Source organism: Pseudomonas kilonensis, from assembly GCF_001269885.1.
GTDB lineage: Bacteria > Pseudomonadota > Gammaproteobacteria > Pseudomonadales > Pseudomonadaceae > Aquipseudomonas > Aquipseudomonas kilonensis.
The window spans coordinates 436115-455614 of record NZ_LHVH01000017.1; the positions used below are offsets into that span (position 1 = coordinate 436115).

Annotated in this window: 14 protein-coding genes; 9 read left to right on the forward strand and 5 right to left on the reverse strand. The window is 61.7% G+C overall.

Going from position 1 to position 19500, the window contains the following annotated elements; genetic code table 11:
• Positions 1-88 precede the first annotated feature (88 nt).
• Positions 89-2548, forward strand: a complete 2460-nt coding sequence (locus tag AD662_RS08580) for an EAL domain-containing protein (RefSeq protein ID WP_053186610.1) — start codon at positions 89-91, stop codon at positions 2546-2548.
• A 77-nt stretch (positions 2549-2625) separates the two neighbouring features.
• The gene (locus AD662_RS08585; RefSeq protein ID WP_371915888.1) at positions 2626-3396 is read left to right on the forward strand and encodes an iron-containing redox enzyme family protein; all 771 of its coding nucleotides are present in this window, start codon (positions 2626-2628) and stop codon (positions 3394-3396) included.
• A 284-nt stretch (positions 3397-3680) separates the two neighbouring features.
• On the opposite strand, the gene AD662_RS08590 is transcribed toward AD662_RS08585, so the two are convergent.
• The 5 genes from AD662_RS08590 to AD662_RS08610 all read right to left on the reverse strand — a co-directional run bounded on the left by AD662_RS08590 (position 3681) and on the right by AD662_RS08610 (position 8651).
• Positions 3681-4607 carry a GGDEF domain-containing protein gene (locus AD662_RS08590; RefSeq protein ID WP_018602935.1) on the reverse strand — a complete coding sequence of 309 codons (927 nt, stop codon included), beginning with the start codon at positions 4605-4607 and terminating at the stop codon, positions 3681-3683.
• Between the two features lie 354 nt (positions 4608-4961).
• Positions 4962-5702, reverse strand: a complete 741-nt coding sequence (locus tag AD662_RS08595) for a YciK family oxidoreductase (RefSeq protein WP_018602937.1) — start codon at positions 5700-5702, stop codon at positions 4962-4964.
• 181 nt (positions 5703-5883) lie between these two features.
• Entirely contained in the window at positions 5884-6555 is a 672-nt protein-coding gene (mupP, locus tag AD662_RS08600) for an N-acetylmuramic acid 6-phosphate phosphatase MupP (protein WP_053186613.1), read from the reverse strand.
• Positions 6556-6559: 4 nt separating this feature from the next.
• Positions 6560-7258 carry a bifunctional 2-polyprenyl-6-hydroxyphenol methylase/3-demethylubiquinol 3-O-methyltransferase UbiG gene (gene ubiG, locus AD662_RS08605; RefSeq protein WP_018602940.1) on the reverse strand — a complete coding sequence of 233 codons (699 nt, stop codon included), beginning with the start codon at positions 7256-7258 and terminating at the stop codon, positions 6560-6562.
• 61 nt (positions 7259-7319) lie between these two features.
• The gene (locus AD662_RS08610; protein WP_053186615.1) at positions 7320-8651 is read right to left on the reverse strand and encodes a TRZ/ATZ family hydrolase; all 1332 of its coding nucleotides are present in this window, start codon (positions 8649-8651) and stop codon (positions 7320-7322) included.
• A 106-nt stretch (positions 8652-8757) separates the two neighbouring features.
• Here AD662_RS08610 and mtnA point away from each other — a divergent pair, with 106 nt between their 5' ends.
• The 7 genes from mtnA to cmk all read left to right on the forward strand — a co-directional run bounded on the left by mtnA (position 8758) and on the right by cmk (position 19485).
• Positions 8758-9834, forward strand: a complete 1077-nt coding sequence (gene mtnA / locus AD662_RS08615; protein ID WP_053186625.1) for an S-methyl-5-thioribose-1-phosphate isomerase — start codon at positions 8758-8760, stop codon at positions 9832-9834.
• A gap of 446 nt (positions 9835-10280) precedes the next feature.
• Positions 10281-12950: a DNA gyrase subunit A gene (gene gyrA, locus AD662_RS08620; protein WP_018602945.1), complete on the forward strand. Its 2670-nt coding sequence runs from the start codon at positions 10281-10283 to the stop codon at positions 12948-12950.
• A 307-nt stretch (positions 12951-13257) separates the two neighbouring features.
• Positions 13258-14343, forward strand: coding sequence for a 3-phosphoserine/phosphohydroxythreonine transaminase (serC, locus tag AD662_RS08625; protein WP_053186628.1), 1086 nt, complete (start codon positions 13258-13260; stop codon positions 14341-14343).
• Positions 14343-15437 (forward strand): prephenate dehydratase, encoded by a 1095-nt coding sequence (gene pheA, locus AD662_RS08630; protein WP_014337224.1) that lies wholly within the window; start codon positions 14343-14345, stop codon positions 15435-15437. Before serC ends, pheA begins: the two co-directional genes overlap by 1 nt.
• A 13-nt stretch (positions 15438-15450) precedes the next feature.
• Positions 15451-16563, forward strand: a complete 1113-nt coding sequence (gene hisC / locus AD662_RS08635; RefSeq protein WP_018602951.1) for a histidinol-phosphate transaminase — start codon at positions 15451-15453, stop codon at positions 16561-16563.
• 28 nt (positions 16564-16591) lie between these two features.
• Positions 16592-18799 carry a bifunctional prephenate dehydrogenase/3-phosphoshikimate 1-carboxyvinyltransferase gene (locus tag AD662_RS08640; protein WP_053186631.1) on the forward strand — a complete coding sequence of 736 codons (2208 nt, stop codon included), beginning with the start codon at positions 16592-16594 and terminating at the stop codon, positions 18797-18799.
• Positions 18796-19485 carry a (d)CMP kinase gene (gene cmk / locus AD662_RS08645; protein WP_014337227.1) on the forward strand — a complete coding sequence of 230 codons (690 nt, stop codon included), beginning with the start codon at positions 18796-18798 and terminating at the stop codon, positions 19483-19485. Before AD662_RS08640 ends, cmk begins: the two co-directional genes overlap by 4 nt.
• Positions 19486-19500 lie beyond the last annotated feature (15 nt).

Below are 19500 nucleotides of genomic sequence, written 5' to 3' on the forward strand. Positions count from 1 at the left end.
TCGAAGGGGTGAAAACTAGCCTAGGCTATTGAGTCAGGAGCGGAATTCTGGCGGGTGTTCGTCCAGCAATACCTGTGCAAGGGACCTCATGAAGCAAAAGCAGACTCTCGCAACACCACGGCTGCTGGGCATCGTCTGGCCCTTTATCGCCGTCGTGCTCTTTCAGGCATTGCTTGGCGGCGTCAGCCTTTACGTGCTGTCCGCCGTTCGCGGCTACGTGGCGGGGGAGAGTCTCTGGTCCAAGGGCCAGAAAGACGCCATCTATTACCTCAACCTCTACGCCGACAGCCGCGACGAGGCGATTTTCCGCAAGTACCAGCAAGCCATCGCCGTACCTGAAGGCGGCCATGAACTACGGGTGGCGCTGGACCGCGAACCGCCGGACCTGGAAGCGGCACGGGTCGGGATTCTCAAAGGCGGCAACCATCCTGACGACGTGTCCAGCGTGATCTGGTTGTACCTCAATTTCCGTCACTTCAGTTACCTGGAAGAAGCCATCGATCTCTGGACGGTGGGCGACGGCTACCTGATCGAGCTGGATAGCGTCGCCCGGCAGATGCACAGCAGCATTACCGCAGGCCAGGCGACGGAGGTGGATATCCGCGGCTGGAAGGCCCAGATCTTTGCGATCAACGATTCCGTCACCCCGGCCGCCAAGGCATTCAGCGACGCACTGGGCGAGGGCTCGCGGTTCATTCTGCGGCTTTTGCTGGTGACCAATTTCGCCACCGCCCTGGGGCTGATCGTCCTGGCGTTGTTGCGGACCCATAAACTGCTGGCCCAGCGGCAGGTGTTTGCCAATGCGCTGCAGATGGAGAAAGAGCGGGCGCAGATCACCCTGCAATCCATTGGCGACGGGGTCATCACCACCGACGTCGAAGGGGCCATCGCCTACATGAACCCCGCTGCCGAAGCGATGACCCACTGGAAGGCCGAGCACGCCTCGGGCTTGCCCCTGGCCGCGCTGTTCAATTTGCTCGATGACAACGCCCAGACTGAGGGGCTGACCCTGATCGAGCACATCCTCAGCGGCCGGCTCAGCGCCGCCAGCGAACATTCGAAACTGATCCAGCGCCTGGATGGCAGCACCGTGTCGGTCACCCTGGTGGGCGCGCCGATCCGCCATGCCGGCAAGGTCAGCGGCGCGGTGCTGGTGTTGCATGACATGACCCAGGAACGCCAATACATCGCCAACCTGTCGTGGCAGGCCACCCATGACGCCCTGACTGGCCTGGCCAACCGTCGGGAGTTCGAGTATCGCCTCGAGCAGGCCTTGCACAACCTCACTCGCCAGTTCGGGCGCCATGCCTTGATGTTTCTCGACCTGGACCAGTTCAAGCTGGTCAACGATACCTGCGGCCATGCAGCAGGCGACGAATTGCTGCGGCATATCTGCGCCTTGTTGCAATCAGGGCTGCGGGAAAACGACACCCTGGCCCGGCTGGGCGGGGATGAGTTCGGGATCCTGCTGGAGAACTGCTCGCCGGACGCGGCGGAAAAAATCGCCGAAGGGCTGCGCCAGACCGTGCAGAACCTTCACTTTGTCTGGAAGGGCCGGCCGTTCGTGACCACCGTCAGTATCGGCCTGGTGCATATCGCCCAGACGCCGACGACCCTGGAGGCGTCCCTGCGGGCTGCCGACATGGCTTGCTACATGGCCAAGGAAAAGGGCCGCAACCGGGTCCAGGTCTATCATGCCGACGACTCGGAGCTGTCCCTGCGCTTTGGCGAGATGGCCTGGGTCCAGCGCCTGCACATGGCCCTGGAGGAAAACCGCTTCTGCCTCTACGCCCAGGAAATCGCCGCGCTGGGCCCGGGCGATCATGGCGGTGGACACATTGAAATCCTGTTGCGCCTGCATGACGAAGCCGGGCGGATGATCCTGCCGGACAGCTTCATTCCCGCAGCGGAACGCTATGGCCTGATGACCTCCCTGGACCGTTGGGTGGTGGAGAATGTCTTCAAGATCATCCGCCAGTGCCTGAATGATTCGCGACCGGGGCCCATGGCGATGTGTGCGATCAATCTGTCAGGCACAACGATCGGAGATCAAGCGTTCCTCGACTTTTTGCGTAAACAGTTCGCGGCTTATTCGATTCCGCCAGAAATGATTTGTTTTGAAATTACAGAAACCAGCGCTATTTCGAATTTGGGCAGTGCAATTCGCTTTATCAATGAACTCAAGGGCTTGGGATGCTACTTCTCGCTGGATGACTTTTGCGCCGGAATGTCTTCATTCGCTTACCTGAAACATTTACCTGTAGACTTCCTGAAGATCGACGGGAGTTTCGTAAAGGATATGCTGGACGACCCGATTAACCGTGCAATGGTCGAAGTGATCAATCACATCGGCCACGTCATGGGTAAGCGCACGATTGCCGAGTTTGTTGAAACCGCCCAGATCGAGCAGGCATTGCTGGAAATAGGGGTGGATTACGCTCAGGGGTATGTGATCGAACGCCCGCAATTGTTTACCTGTGACACGTTGCAATGTCGGCCGGCCAGGCCCCAGCCGTTGTTATTCAAGGCCCCCGGCACGTTCCGCTGAACCTCTTGTTGATCTGGAAAATCACAATCAAAAGGAGCCCGACAGTGATCGACATATTCAACCGAACAGGCCCGCTCATGGACGCCACGAGCTATCCGAAATGGGCACAGCAGCTCATTACCGATTGCAGCGAGAGCAAGCGCCGGGTTGTCGAACACGAACTGTATCAGCGCATGCGCGACAACAAGCTCAGCGCCAGGACCATGCGCCACTACCTCATTGGTGGTTGGCCGGTCGTCGAACAGTTCGCTTTATACATGGCACAGAACCTCACCAAGACCCGCTTTGCCCGCCACCCCGGCGAGGACATGGCGCGTCGCTGGCTGATGCGCAACATTCGTGTCGAACTCAACCATGCCGACTACTGGGTCAATTGGAGCGCCGCCCATGGCGTGACCCTGGAAGACCTGCAAGCCCAGCATGTGCCGCCTGAGCTGCATGCCTTGAGCCACTGGTGCTGGCACACCAGTTCCTCGGATTCGCTGATCGTGGCCATTGCCGCGACCAACTATGCCATTGAGGGGGCCACGGGAGAGTGGTCGGCGCTGGTGTGTTCCAGCGGTGTCTACGCGGCCGCTTTCGCCGAGGAAGACCGCAAGCGGGCGATGAAATGGCTGAAGATGCATGCCCAGTACGACGATGCCCATCCTTGGGAAGCGCTGGAAATCATCTGTACGCTGGCGGGGATGAACCCAAGCAAGACCCTGCAAACGGAGCTGCGCCAGGCCGTGTGCAAGAGCTATGACTATATGTACCTGTTCCTGGAGCGTTGCATGCAACTGGAGCACTCGGAGACGGTAAGCAAGTCTTCATCCACCCGCGAGCGCCTGGCACTGGCGGAGAGCTGATTTCTACCCCAACAGATAGCCACAACCCATGTGGGAGCGAGCCTGCTCGCGAAGCGGTCTGACAGTCGACGGGGAGGTTGACTGCAAAGCCGCTATCGCGAGCAGGCTCGCTCCCACAGTTGTTTTTGGGTGAATGCTGGCTTGTGGTCGCTGCAAGACCTTGTGGGAGCGGGCTTGCTCGCGAAGGCTTCGGTGCATTCAACATATTCATAGGCTGACCCACCGCTTTCGCGAGCAAGCCCGCTCCCACAAAGATGTCGGTGTTCTTATATTCTTTCGTTGCTTCAGCCGGCCATTGCCAGTCGGTTACGGCCTTCGCGCTTGGCCACGTATAGCGCGCTGTCGGCCCTGCGCAGCAGGCTTTCCGATGATTCCCCCGGTAGCAGGGTGGCGCACCCCAGGCTGACCGTCAGCTCGATCCTTGTGCTCGCGGCGAAATAATCCTGGGCCTGGGCGGCGTAGCGCAGCCGTTCACCGACCATGGCTGCAGCATCCCGGCTGGTATTGGCCAGCAGGATCAGAAATTCTTCACCGCCGAACCTGAACACCATGTCCACGTTGCGCAGTTGGCTCTTGATCGACTCGGCCACGGCCTTGAGCACTTCATCGCCAACGCCATGACCATGGCTATCGTTGATGCGCTTGAAATGGTCGATGTCGAGCATCAGCACTGACAAGGGTTGGGAATGACGCTTGGCCATGTCGATTTCACGCATCAGCGTCTGGTCCATGGCGATGCGGTTGCCGGTACCGGTCAGCGGATCGCGCAGGGCGCTTTGGGTGGCGGCGCGGTAGAGCAGCGCGTTGCGCAGAGGGTACAGCAGCGTCGACATGATGGATTCAAGGTCGCTCTGTTCCGGCTCGGTGAAGCGTTGGTTGCGACGGAATACCAGTTCACCCAGGTGTTCGCCTTCATGGCTGAGGTTATAGCTGAGGGTGTGATGCCCGCGTTGTCCGAACTCCAGGCGCAGGTCACTGGCCTTATGCTGATAGGCCAACGCATCCAGGGGTACCAGCCGCTGGATTTCCCGGAAAAACAGGCCAAGGATGCGCTGTGGCTCCAGGCTGGTCTGCAATTGCTGGCTCAGTTGCTGGCGCAATTGCGAAAGACTGACGGAGCGTGCCGCGAGCGGCGATGGCTGGCCAAGACCCAGACGCTGCAATTTGGCGCTGTCGAAGTCAATCGCGTTGATCTGGGTGGGCGTTTTCATATGGCGTTAGCCCCTAAGCTAAATCTGTCCTGGCAGGTTGGGTGTGGCGGCTTTGGGCTGCGCGTCGTACTGGTCCTTCAGTCCCGTAGGACCATTGAGCTAAGTTTAGTCCGCTTTCCCTGTCAGGCATAAATCTCGTCTCGATGTCCGTTACCCGCCGAACATGGCGTGTTTGAGGATATTTAGAGCGAAAGTCGTGCCATTCGGTTCACTTCTATAAAAACCGATTGTAAATCAATAGCTTGTCAGCAAGTTATGGCAGACTCGGCGACGTGGAGTTGGCGGTTCGCCTCGTTGGGCATCGACTTGGGCCGGTGTCGCGACGGGAAATCGTCGCGACACCGGTCGGGCTCATTATTGCGCGTTGAACGCCTGGCCATTGACGCCGGTGCTGTCCGGGCCCATGAGGTACAGGTAGACCGGCATGATCTCCTCGGGCGTCGGATTGTTGAGCGGGTTTTCCCCCGGGTAGGCCTGGGCGCGCATGCTGGTGCGGGTGGCGCCGGGGTTGATGCTGTTGGCGCGCACGGCGGCAACGGTGTCGACTTCGTCGGCCAGGGTCTGCATCAGCCCCTCGGTGGCGAACTTGGACACGCCGTAGGCGCCCCAGTACGCCCGGCCCTTGCGCCCGACGCTGCTGGAGGTGAACACCACGGACGCATCCTGGGACAGCTTGAGCAGGGGCAGCAAGGTGCTGGTGAGCATGAACATCGCGTTGACGTTGACGTGCATCACCCGCATGAAATTCTCACCGGACAACTGCTCCAGCGGCGTACGCGGGCCGATGATCGAGGCGTTGTGCAGCAGGCCGTCCAGATGACCGAACTCGGTTTCGATCATCGCCGCCAGTTCATCGTACTGATGAGGCAGCGCGGTTTCGAGGTTGAACGGGATCACCGCCGGCTGCGGATGACCGGCCGCTTCGATTTCATCGTAGACCTGGGTCAGGTTGGCTTCGGTCTTGCCCAGCAGCAGCACGGTGGCACCGTGGGCGGCGTAGGCTTTCGCCGCAGCGGCACCGATCCCGCGACCGGCGCCGGTGACCAGGATCACCCGGCCATTGAGCAGGTCGGGGCGGGCGGAATAATCAAACATAAAAGAACCTCAACAAATCAATCGGTTGGCAGAAGCTGTTGTGGCGAGGAGATTTATCTCCGCAATGTGGGAGCAAAGCTTGCTCGCGAAACAGGCGCCTCGATTCCTGAAAGACCGCATCGCCTTCATCGCGGGCAAGCCTTGCTCCCACATCACTCCCTTCACTGCAACAACAGTCACATCAGCAACTGCACAACGCGTTATCCAGCACCTCGCGCAACGCCGAGGGGTGATCGATCACCACATCCGCGCCCCAGTGCCGGGGGTTATCGTCCGGGTGGATGTAGCCGTAGGTCACCGCACACGTCCTGGTGCCGGCGCTGCGACCGGACTCGATGTCCCGCAGGTCATCACCCACGAACAGCACGCTGGCCGGGTCCAGGTCGAGCAGCTTGCACGCCAGGGTCAGCGGTTCCGGGTCTGGCTTGCTGTTTTTCACGTGGTCAGGGCAGATCAGCACTTTCGAGCGTTCGGCCAGGCCCAGTTGCTGCATGATCGGTTCGGCAAAACGCACCGGCTTGTTGGTGACCACGCCCCAGATCAGGTTGGCCGCTTCGATATCGGCCAGCACCTCGGCCATGCCGTCGAACAGGTGGCTGTGGACCGCGCAATCCTTGAGGTAGCGGTCGAGGAATTCCTGGCGCAGTTCCTCGAACCCCGGTGATTCCGGGTCTATGGAAAAGGTCACCGCGACCATCGCCCGGGCGCCGCCGGAAATCTCGTCGCGAATGTGCTGGGCGTTCATCGGTGGCAAGCCACGGTCGGCGCGCATGGCCTGGCAGATGGCGATGAAGTCCGGCGCGGTGTCGAGCAGCGTGCCGTCCATGTCGAAAAGAACCGCTTTGAGACGCATCGACTTACTCCTCGCGCAGGGTCTGGATCATGTAGTTGACGTCAACGTCGGCGGCCAGCTTGTAGTGCTTGGTCAGCGGGTTGTAGGTCAGGCCAATGATGTCCTTGACGGTCAGCCCGGCCGCACGGCTCCAGGCGCCCAGTTCGGAAGGGCGGATGAATTTCTTGAAGTCGTGAGTGCCGCGCGGCAACAGCTTCATGATGTATTCGGCGCCGATGATGGCGAACAGGTAGGCCTTCGGATTGCGGTTGATGGTGGAAAAAAACACCTGCCCGCCCGGCTTGACCATGCGAAAGCAAGCACGGATGACCGAGGACGGGTCCGGCACGTGCTCGAGCATTTCCAGGCAGGTGACCACGTCGAATTGACCAGGCATTTCTTCGGCCAGGCCTTCGGCGGTGATCTGCCGGTATTCCACGCTGACGCCCGACTCCAGTTGATGCAGTTGTGCAACCGCCAGTGGCGCTTCGCCCATGTCGATACCCATCACCGTCGCCCCGCGCTGGGCCATGGCTTCGCTGAGAATGCCGCCGCCACAACCGACGTCGAGCACCTTCTTGCCAGCCAGGTTGACCCGTTCGTCAATCCAGTTGACCCGCAGCGGGTTGATGTCGTGCAGCGGTTTGAATTCGCTTTCACGGTCCCACCAGCGATGGGCCAGGGCTTCGAATTTGGCGATTTCGGCGTGGTCGACGTTGCTCATGTGCAGATCCTCGAAAAGCTTGAAAAATCAGGTGCCCCGAGCCGCGGCTCAAGGGGCGTGGTCATTCGTTGTGGCCGCTGATGCGGCGACCCCAGGCCTGGGCCGTGGCGATCAGTCTTGATTCGTCCATGCGGGTCAGTCGGCCATCTTCCAATAGCGGCTTGCCGCCCACCCACAGGTGTTTTACGCAATCGCGCCCGGTGGCATAAATCAGTTGCGACACCGGGTCGTAGATCGGCTGCTGGGCCAGGCCCGACAGATCGAAGGCCACCAGGTCGGCGGCCTTGCCGACTTCCAGCGAACCGACTGTCGCTTCGATGCCCAGCGCCCGGGCGCCATTGAGCGTGGCCATGCGCAGCGCCCGATGGGCATCCAGAGCCGTGGCCGAACCGGCGACGGCCTTGGCCAGCAGGGCAGCGGTGCGGGTTTCGCCGAGCAGATCCAGGTCGTTGTTGCTCGCCGCACCGTCGGTGCCTAGGGCGACATTGACACCGGCCTGCCACAGGCGCTCCACCGGGCAGAAACCACTGGCCAGTTTCAGGTTCGATTCCGGGCAGTGGATCACGCTGCAATTGCTTTCTACCAGCAAGGCCTGGTCTTCGTCGCTGATTTGAGTCATGTGCACGGCCTGAAAGCGTGGCCCCAGCAGGCCAAGGCGTCCCAGGCGAGCCATTGGTCGCTCAGCGGTGTTATCCACAGCCTGCTGCACTTCGAAGGCGGTTTCGTGAACGTGCATATGAATGGCCGCGTCCAGTTCCTCGGCGATCACGCGGATTTTCTCCAGGTTCTCGTCGCCCACGGTGTAGGGTGCGTGCGGGCCGAATGCGACTTTGATCCGCGGGTGGTGCTTGAGGTCGCCAAACAACTCGATGCCCTGACGAATGGCTTCGTCGGCGCTGGCGGCACCGGGGATCGGGAAGTCGAGGATCGGAATCGCGATTTGTGCACGAATACCGCTGTCGTGAACACACTCGCTGGCGATCTTGGGGTAGAAATACATGTCGGAGAAGCAGGTGATGCCGCCCTTGATCTGCTCGGCGATTGCCAGGTCGGTGCCATCGCGCACGAAATCTTCATCGACCCATTTGGCCTCGGCCGGCCAGATGTGCTGTTCCAGCCAGGTCATCAAGGGCAGGTCGTCGGCCAGGCCGCGGAACAGGGTCATGGCCGCGTGGCCGTGGGCGTTGATCAGGCCGGGGCTGAGCAGCATGCCGGGCAGTTCACGGACGTGGGCGGCATCACACTTCAGGGCTTCTGCCCGTGGGCCGATGAACACGATGCAACCGTCGCGAATGCCCAGACCATGATCCTTGAGCACTACACCGGCGGGTTCGACAGGCACCAACCAGGTCGGCAGCAATAATAAGTCGAGCGCAACGGCAGGCTTGGGCATCGTGGAACGGTTCCATGGGGTATAAAGGATGGCGAAGTATACCCGAGCGTCTTCGCGGAGGGATCGCTATAATCGGCGGCTTTTGTTCATGAGTACGGGGTGAAGGATGCGCGATCGACTATTGGCTGCGGAGAAGGTGAAGGCCATCGATTGGCGCGATGGCGTCCTGTACCTGCTGGATCAGCGTGTCTTGCCGTTCGAGGAAAGCTGGATCGCCTGCACCCGTGCCGCCGATGTGGCCGAGGCCATTGGCTCGATGGCAGTGCGCGGCGCACCGATCATCGGCATCAGTGCGGCCTATGGTGTCGTGCTGGCAGCGCGGGCCAGGATGGTCGAAGGCGGTGACTGGCAAGCGGCGCTGGAGGCGGATTTTACCTTGCTGGCCGAGGCTCGGCCGACGGCGGCAAACCTCTTCTGGGCGCTGGATCGGATGCGCGACCGGTTGGGGCGCTTGAAGGAACACGCCGAGCCGCTGGCGGTGCTTGAGGCTGAAGCCATCGCGATCCACGAGAGTGACCGCGAAGCCAACCTGACCATGGCTCAGTTGGGCGTCGACCTGATCCGCAAGCACCAGGGCAATGCCCAGGCCATCCTGACCCATTGCAACACGGGTGCCCTGGCGACCGGTGGCTTTGGCACGGCCTTGGGCGTCATCCGTGGCGCGTATATTGAAGGCATGGTGGAGCGCGTCTATGCCGACGAAACCCGTCCATGGCTGCAAGGCTCGCGATTGACAGCGTGGGAGCTGGCCCGCGAGGGCATCCCGGTGACCCTCAACGCCGACTCCGCCGCTGCCCACATCATGAAGACCAAAGGTGTGACCTGGGTGGTCGTCGGTGCCGATTGCATCGCCGCCAATGGTGACGTGGGGAACAAGATCGGCACCTATCAACTGGCGGTCTGTGCCATGCACCATGGCGTGCGCTTCATGGTGGTGGCGCCGAGCTCGACCATCGACATGAGTCTGGCCAGTGGTGATGACATCCCGGTCGAGGAGCGCGGCGGGCGCGAACTGCTGGAGATCGGCGGCAAGTGGCTCGGCGCAGATGTGGACGCCTTCAACCCGGTATTCGATGTCACCCCGGCGGACCTGATCGACGTCATCGTCACGGAAAAGGGCATCATCGAGCGCCCGGACACCGCCAAGCTGGCGCAGTTGATGTGTCGCAAGCGGTTGCATTGAAGATTGGGGCTGCCTGATCCATTGCCTTCGCGAGCAAGCCCGCTCCCACAGTGGAATGTGTTGTGGCTGATATCTCAGGCACACAAAAATCCCCTGTGGGAGCGGGCTTGCTCGCGAATGGGCCCTTAAAGGCAATAAATTCCTTGCATTTGGCCCCTGATTCTCCATCCGCAGCGCTCCTAAGCCCCTCTGATCCCATATCAGCCTGTCACCGGTCAACTAACTACGCACCATGCGCGTCTGGGGGATAGGTGCGTGGCGGCTCTTGTGATAACATCCGGCGGTTTCCAAGGCTGCCTCGCGAGGTGGCCTTTACTGCGCAGATCCATGGCATAACTCGTTGATTTGTCGTAAGTCGCTGCACGGCACTTGTTCTGCAGCGGCGAGCTTCGTTCGTCCCATCTGGATGTGACGAGGTTTCACCAGAAAAAGGAATCAGGCTTCTCATGGGCGAACTGGCCAAAGAAATCCTCCCGGTCAATATCGAAGACGAGCTGAAACAGTCCTACCTCGACTACGCAATGAGCGTAATCGTCGGGCGGGCGCTGCCGGATGCGCGCGATGGCTTGAAGCCCGTGCACCGGCGCGTGTTGTTCGCGATGAGCGAGCTGGGCAACGACTTCAACAAGCCGTACAAGAAATCTGCCCGTGTCGTCGGCGACGTGATCGGTAAGTATCACCCCCACGGCGACACTGCCGTGTACGACACCATCGTTCGTATGGCGCAGCCATTCTCCTTGCGCTACCTGCTGGTAGACGGCCAGGGCAACTTCGGTTCCGTGGACGGCGACAACGCCGCAGCCATGCGATACACCGAAGTGCGCATGACCAAGTTGGCCCACGAACTGCTGGCCGACCTGCACAAGGAAACCGTGGACTGGGTGCCGAACTACGACGGCACCGAAATGATCCCGGCGGTCATGCCGACCCGTATCCCGAACCTGCTCGTCAACGGCTCCAGCGGTATTGCCGTGGGCATGGCGACCAACATCCCGCCGCACAACCTCGGTGAAGTCATCGACGGTTGCCTGGCCCTCATCGACAATCCCGAGCTGACCGTCGATGAGCTGATGCAATACATCCCGGGTCCGGACTTCCCGACCGCTGCGATCATCAACGGTCGCGCCGGCATCATCGAAGCCTACCGCACCGGCCGTGGCCGCATTTACATGCGCGCCCGCTCCACCGTCGAAGACATCGACAAGGTGGGTGGCCGCCAGCAGATCGTCATCACCGAGCTGCCGTACCAGCTGAACAAGGCTCGCCTGATCGAGAAGATCGCCGAGCTGGTGAAAGAGAAGAAGCTCGAAGGCATCACCGAGCTGCGTGACGAGTCCGACAAGGACGGCATGCGCGTCGTGATCGAGCTGCGTCGTGGCGAAGTGCCTGAGGTGATCCTCAACAACCTCTACGCCCAGACCCAACTGCAAAGCGTGTTCGGCATCAACATCGTTGCGCTGATCGACGGCCGTCCGCGGATCCTGAACCTCAAGGACCTGCTGGAAGCCTTCGTCCGTCACCGCCGCGAAGTGGTCACCCGCCGTACCGTGTTCGAACTGCGCAAGGCTCGCGAGCGTGGTCACATTCTCGAAGGCCAGGCCGTTGCCCTGTCGAACATCGACCCGGTGATCGCCTTGATCAAGGCCTCGCCAACGCCGTCGGAAGCCAAGGAAGCGCTGATCAGCACCCCTTGGGAGTCCTCCGCGGTGGTGGCAATGGTCGAGCGCGCTGGCGCCGACTCGTGCCGCCCGGAGAACCTCGACCCGCAATACGGCCTGCGCGAAGGCAAGTACTTCCTGTCCCCGGAACAGGCGCAAGCCATCCTGGAACTGCGCCTGCACCGCCTGACCGGCCTGGAGCACGAGAAGCTGCTGGCCGAGTACCAGGAGATCCTCAACCAGATCGGCGAGCTGATCCGCATCCTCAACAGCGCCACGCGCCTGATGGAAGTGATCCGCGAAGAGCTGGAAGTGATCCGCGCCGAATACGGCGACGTGCGCCGCACCGAGATCCTCGATGCGCGCCTGGACCTGACCCTGGGTGACATGATCCCGGAAGAAGAGCGCGTGGTGACCATTTCCCACGGCGGCTACGCCAAGACCCAGCCGCTGGCCGCCTACCAGGCCCAGCGTCGCGGCGGCAAAGGCAAGTCGGCGACCGGCGTCAAGGACGAGGACTACATCGCTCACCTGCTGGTCGCCAACAGCCACACCACGCTGCTGCTGTTCTCCAGCAAAGGCAAGGTGTACTGGCTCAAGACCTACGAGATCCCGGAAGCCTCCCGTGCCGCACGTGGTCGTCCGCTGGTCAACCTGTTGCCGCTGGACGATGGTGAATACATCACCACCATGCTGCCGGTGGAGGAATACACCGAAGGTCACTACATCTTCATGGCGACCGCCAACGGCACCGTGAAGAAGACCCCGCTGGAATCCTTCAGTCGCCAGCGCAGCGTCGGCCTGATCGCCCTGGAGCTGGACGAAGGCGACGTGCTGATTTCCGCCGCCATCACCGACGGCGAGCGTGAGGTCATGCTGTTCTCCGACGGTGGCAAGGTCACTCGCTTCAAGGAATCCGACGTGCGTGCCATGGGCCGTACCGCCCGTGGTGTGCGCGGCATGCGCCTGCCGGAAGGCCAGAAGCTGATTTCCATGCTGATCCCCGAAGAAGGCAGCCAGATCCTCACCGCTTCGGCGCGTGGTTATGGCAAGCGCACGGCCATCAGCGAGTTCCCTGAGTACAAGCGTGGCGGCCAAGGTGTGATCGCCATGGTCAGCAACGACCGTAACGGTCGTCTGGTCGGCGCTGTCCAGGTGCTCGATGGCGAGGAGATCATGTTGATCTCCGACCAGGGCACCCTGGTGCGTACGCGAGTCGCCGAAGTGTCGAGCCTGGGCCGTAACACCCAGGGCGTGACGCTGATCAAGCTGGCCAGCGATGAAACGCTGGTAGGGCTTGAGCGGGTGCAGGAGCCATCGGAAGTCGAAGGCGAGGAGCTGGAAGGCGAGGAAGGCGAAGGCACGGCATTCGACGGCACCCTGGGTGCCGATGTCGACGACGTGACCGGCGACCAACCGCTCGACGCTGCCGCAGACGAAGAAGAACCGCAGGACTAAGCGGACACGCGGGGGGGCGGATGAAGATTCGCCCCCTTGTTGTTTGTCTCGTTTGAAATTTCGTATCAAATTGCAGCTTTGTGAGAACAAGGCTTGTGTGGGAGCAAGGCTTGTGGGAGCAAGGCTTGTGTGGGAGCAAGGCTTGCCCGCGATGGCGGTAGACCAGTCAACATCAATGTTGGATGACAGTCTGCTATCGCGGGCAAGCCTTGCTCCCACACCTTTGCTCTCTCGCCCTAGGTCCACAATGCGCACCACCTGATACCGTATTAATTGCGTGAACCACCAGATCAGAGCGAGATTGGATGTGAGCAAGAGAGCCTATAACTTCTGTGCCGGCCCGGCGGCGCTTCCTGAGGCGGTCCTGAAGCGTGCCCAGGGTGAACTTCTCGACTGGCACGGCAAGGGCCTGTCGGTCATGGAAATGAGCCATCGCAGCGATGAGTTCGTATCCATTGCCACCAAGGCCGAGCAGGACCTGCGTGATCTGCTGAACATCCCGTCCAATTACAAGGTGCTGTTCCTGCAGGGCGGCGCCAGCCAGCAGTTCGCCCAGATCCCGTTGAACCTGCTGCCGGAAAGTGGCAAGGCCGACTACATCGATACCGGTATCTGGTCGCAGAAAGCCATCGAAGAAGCTTCGCGCTACGGTCACGTCAACGTGGCTGCCACCGCCAAGCCCTACGATTATTTCGCGATTCCCGGCCAGAACGAATGGAGCCTGTCCAAGGACGCGGCCTACGTTCACTACGCGCCGAACGAAACCATCGGTGGCCTGGAATTCAACTGGATCCCGGAAACTGGCGACGTGCCATTGGTGGCCGACATGTCCTCGGACATTCTCTCGCGCCCTGTGGATATCTCCCGTTTCGGCATGATCTACGCCGGCGCCCAGAAAAACATCGGCCCAAGCGGCATTCTGGTCAACATCATCCGTGAAGACCTGCTGGGGCGTGCCCGTTCCCTGTGCCCGACCATGCTCAACTACAAGGTCGCGGCTGACAACGGCTCGATGTACAACACCCCGCCGACCCTGGCCTGGTACCTGTCCGGCCTGGTGTTCGAATGGCTGAAAGAGCAGGGCGGTGTCGAAGCCATTGGCAAGCTCAACGAAGTGAAGCAGCGCACGCTGTATGACTTCATCGACGCCAGCGGTCTCTACAGCAACCCGATCAACAAGACCGATCGTTCGTGGATGAACGTGCCGTTCCGCCTGGCCGACGACCGTCTGGACAAGCCGTTCCTGGTCGGTGCCGACGAGCGTGGCCTGCTGAACCTCAAGGGCCACCGTTCGGTCGGTGGCATGCGTGCCTCCATCTACAACGCCGTCGACATCAACGCCGTCAATGCGTTGATCGCCTACATGGCAGAGTTCGAGAAGGAACATGGCTGATGTCTGAGCAAGAACTCAAGGCGCTGCGCCTGCGCATCGATGCCCTGGACGAAAAGGTCCTGGAGCTGATCAGCGAGCGCGCGCGCTGCGCCCAGGAAGTCGCCCGGGTGAAGATGGCCTCCCTGGCCGAAGGCGAAGTGCCGGTGTTCTATCGTCCTGAGCGTGAAGCTCAGGTGCTCAAGCGTGTCATGGAGCGCAACAAGGGGCCGCTGGGCAACGAAGAGATGGCGCGCTTGTTCCGCGAAATCATGTCGTCGTGCCTGGCGCTCGAGCAGCCGCTGAAAATCGCCTACCTGGGCCCGGAAGGCACCTTCACCCAGGCAGCGGCCATGAAGCACTTCGGTCACGCCGTGATCAGCAAGCCGATGGCTGCCATCGACGAAGTCTTCCGTGAAGTCGCCGCCGGCGCGGTGAATTTTGGCGTGGTGCCGGTGGAAAACTCCACCGAAGGCGCGGTCAATCACACGCTGGACAGCTTCCTCGAGCATGACATGGTGATCTGCGGCGAAGTCGAGCTGCGCATCCACCATCACCTGCTGGTCGGCGAGAACACCAAGACCGACAGCATCAGCCGGATCTATTCCCACGCCCAGTCGTTGGCCCAGTGCCGCAAGTGGCTGGACGCCCATTACCCGAATGTCGAGCGCGTGGCGGTATCGAGCAACGCCGAAGCGGCCAAGCGGGTCAAGGGTGAGTGGAACTCGGCGGCGATCGCTGGCGATATGGCGGCCGGCCTCTACGGGCTGACTCGCCTGGCCGAGAAAATCGAGGATCGCCCGGACAACTCCACGCGGTTCCTGATGATCGGCAGCCAGGAAGTACCGCCGACCGGCGACGACAAGACGTCGATCATCGTCTCCATGAGCAACAAGCCCGGTGCGCTCCATGAACTGCTGGTGCCGTTCCACGACAACGGTATCGACCTGACGCGGATCGAGACCCGTCCGTCGCGCAGCGGTAAATGGACCTACGTGTTCTTCATCGATTTTGTCGGCCACCACCGCGATCCGCTGGTAAAAGGTGTGCTGGAGAAAATCAGTCAGGAAGCAGTGGCACTCAAGGTGCTGGGTTCCTACCCCAAGGCAGTTCTTTAAGGGCGGATAGCAAATGAGTGGCAACTTCCTCGCTCTGGCTCAGCCAGGCGTGCAACAACTCTCGCCTTACGTTCCGGGCAAGCCCGTGGACGAACTGGCCCGCGAGCTGGACCTGGATCCGGCCAGCATCGTCAAGTTGGCGAGCAACGAAAACCCGTTGGGCGCGAGCCCCAAGGCGCTGGCGGCGATCCGCGACGAACTGGCCGAGCTGACCCGTTACCCCGATGGCAATGGGTTTGCGCTGAAAAGCCTGCTGGCCGAGCGCTGTGGTGTCGAGCTCAACCAAGTGACGCTGGGCAATGGCTCCAACGACATTCTTGAGTTGGTGGCGCGCGCGTACCTGGCACCAGGTCTCAACGCCGTGTTCAGCGAGCACGCGTTTGCGGTCTACCCGATCGCGACCCAGGCCGTCGGCGCCGATGCCCATGTGGTTCCCGCCAAGAACTGGGGGCACGATCTGCCGGCCATGCTGGCTGCCATCGACGCCAACACCCGCGTAGTTTTCATCGCCAACCCGAACAATCCGACTGGCACCTGGTTCGACGCCCAGGCCTTGGACGACTTCCTGCAAGACGTGCCCGCGCACGTGCTGGTGGTGTTGGACGAGGCTTACATCGAGTATGCCGAAGGCAGCGATTTGCCCGATGGCCTGGATTTCCTCGCGGCCTACCCGAACCTGCTGGTTTCGCGCACGTTCTCGAAAGCCTACGGCCTGGCCTCGCTGCGGGTTGGTTACGGCCTGTCCACCGCCGTGGTGGCCGATGTGCTGAACCGCGTGCGCCAGCCGTTCAACGTCAACAGCTTCGCCCTGGCAGCCGCCTGCGCCGCATTGCAGGATGAGGCCTACCTGGCTGAAAGCCGTCGCCTCAACGCGGCCGGCATGCAGCAGTTGGAAGTGGGGTTCCGGGAGCTGGGTCTGAGCTGGATTCCATCCAAGGGCAACTTCATCTGCGTCGACCTGGGGCGTGTCGCCGCGCCGGTGTACCAGGGGCTGCTGCGCGAAGGCGTGATCGTGCGCCCGGTGGCCAACTACGGCATGCCGAACCACCTGCGCATCACCATCGGCCTGCCAGCGGAGAACAGCCGTTTCCTTGAGGCGTTGAGCAAGGTTCTGGCTCGTGGTTGATGTCACTTCGCTGCAACCTGCTGCCCCTATGATCGGTCGCCTGGTGGTGGTCGGCCTGGGGTTGATTGGCGGTTCGTTTGCCAAGGGCTTGCGTGAAAGCGGCCTGTGCCGCGAGGTGGTCGGCGTCGACCTGGATCCGCAGTCGCGCAAGCTGGCCGTGGAGCTGGGGGTGGTCGATCGCTGCGAGGATGACCTGGCGATCGCTTGCCAGGGCGCGGACGTGATCCAACTGGCGGTGCCGATCCTGGCCATGGAAAAACTGCTGGCGCGCCTGGCCACCATGAGTCTGGGGCAAGCGATCCTGACCGACGTCGGCAGCGCCAAGGGCAATGTCGTACGTGCGGCCACCGAGGCCTTCGGCGGGATGCCGGCGCGTTTCGTGCCCGGCCATCCGATTGCCGGTTCCGAGCAGAGCGGGGTGGAAGCCTCCAACGCCGAACTGTTTCGTCGCCACAAAGTGATCCTCACGCCGCTGGACCAGACGGATCCAGCCGCGCTGGCGGTGGTGGACCGTTTGTGGCGCGAACTGGGCGCCGATGTCGAGCACATGCAGGTCGAGCGTCACGATGAAGTGTTGGCGGCTACCAGCCACTTGCCGCACCTGTTGGCGTTCGGCCTGGTGGATTCGTTGGCCAAACGCAATGAAAATCTTGAGATCTTCCGTTACGCTGCCGGCGGTTTCCGCGATTTCACGAGAATCGCTGGAAGCGACCCGGTCATGTGGCACGACATCTTCCTCGCCAACCGCGAAGCTGTCTTGCGCACACTCGATACATTTCGCAGCGACCTCGACGCCTTGCGCGACGCGGTCGATGCAGGGGACGGGCACCAATTGCTGGGCGTTTTCACACGCGCCAGGGTGGCCCGCGAGCATTTCAGTAAAATCCTGGCCCGTCGGGCCTATGTGGACGCTATGAACTCCAACGATCTGATTTTCCTGGCACAACCTGGTGGCTCCCTGAGCGGGCGTATTCGTGTACCGGGCGATAAATCGATTTCCCACCGTTCGATCATGCTCGGCTCCCTGGCCGACGGCGTGACCGAGGTGGAAGGTTTCCTCGAGGGCGAAGACGCCCTGGCGACGCTGCAAGCGTTTCGCGACATGGGGGTGGTCATCGAAGGTCCGCACCACGGTCGCGTGACCATCCATGGTGTCGGCCTGCATGGTCTCAAGCCTGCCCCGGGGCCAATCTACCTGGGTAACTCCGGGACCTCGATGCGCCTGTTGTCCGGCCTGCTGGCCGCGCAGGACTTCGACAGCACCCTGACCGGTGACGCCTCGCTGTCCAAGCGCCCGATGAATCGCGTCGCCAACCCGTTGCGGGAAATGGGCGCGGTCATCGAGACTGCCGCCGACGGTCGTCCACCGATGATCATCCGTGGTGGCAACAAGCTCAAGGGCCTGACCTACACCATGCCGATGGCTAGCGCCCAGGTGAAATCCTGCCTGCTGCTGGCGGGTCTCTACGCCGAAGGCAAGACCACCGTCACCGAACCGGCCCCGACCCGCGACCACACCGAGCGCATGCTGCGCGGCTTCGGCTACCCGGTCACGGTCGATGGTGCCACGGCGTCCGTCGAGTCCGGCAACAAGCTGACTGCTACTCACATTGAAGTGCCGGGCGACATCTCGTCGTCGGCGTTCTTCCTGGTGGCCGCCTCGATCGCCGAAGGTTCCGACCTGGTGCTCGAGCACGTCGGCATCAACCCGACCCGTACCGGCGTGATCGACATCCTGCGCTTGATGGGCGCTGACATCACCCTGGAAAACCAGCGTGAAGTCGGCGGCGAACCCGTGGCGGACCTGCGCGTACGAGCAGCTAAACTCAAGGGTATCGAGATTCCGGAGGCGCTGGTTCCGCTGGCCATCGACGAGTTCCCGGTGCTGTTCGTGGCGGCCGCCTGTGCAGAAGGGCGCACCGTACTGACGGGCGCCGAAGAACTGCGGGTCAAGGAATCGGATCGCATCCAGGTGATGGCAGATGGCTTGCTCGCCCTTGGCGTCAAGTGCCAGCCGACGCCAGACGGCATCATCATCGACGGCGGCCAGATCGGCGGCGGCGAAGTCCATGGTCACGGTGATCACCGTATCGCCATGGCCTTCAGTGTGGCGTCTTTGCGCGCCAGCGCGCCGATTCGCATCCATGATTGCGCCAACGTCGCGACGTCGTTCCCGAACTTCCTGGCGCTGTGTGCACAGGTCGGTATCCGAGTAGCGCAAGAGGCACAGTCGTGAATATCAAGGCACCGGTCATCACCATCGATGGCCCAAGCGGTTCGGGCAAGGGCACCGTCGCCGGGATCCTGGCCAGGCAATTGGGCTGGAACCTGCTTGATTCGGGTGCCTTGTACCGTCTGCTGGCGTTCGCCGCCGCCAACCACGGCGTCGACCTGACCAACGAAGAACTGCTCAAGGCACTGGCCGCTCATCTGGACGTGCAATTCATTGCGGCGACCGACGGTCAGCTCCAGCGCATCATTCTGGAAGGCGATGAGGTCAGCGACGTCATTCGTACCGAAAGCGTGGGTGCCGGGGCCTCCCAGGTCGCCGCGCTGCCGGCAGTGCGCGAAGCCTTGCTGCAGCGCCAGCGCGCCTTCCAGGAGCCGCCGGGGCTGGTGGCTGACGGTCGCGACATGGGTACGGTGGTTTTCCCCGATGCACCGTTGAAGATTTTCCTCACCGCCAGTGCGGAGGAGAGGGCGCGTCGTCGATATTTGCAGTTGAAGGGCAAGGGCGAGGATGTTAGTCTGTCGAGTCTGCTAGATGAGATCCGTGCACGCGATGAGCGTGACACCCAGCGCGCAGTAGCCCCGCTCAAGCCGGCGGCCGACGCGATACAGCTGGATTCCACGGAGTTGTCCATCGATCAGGTGCTGCAACGCATCATGAGCGAGATCGCCATTCGCGATATCGCCGGGTGACCAGGAAGCTTCGCA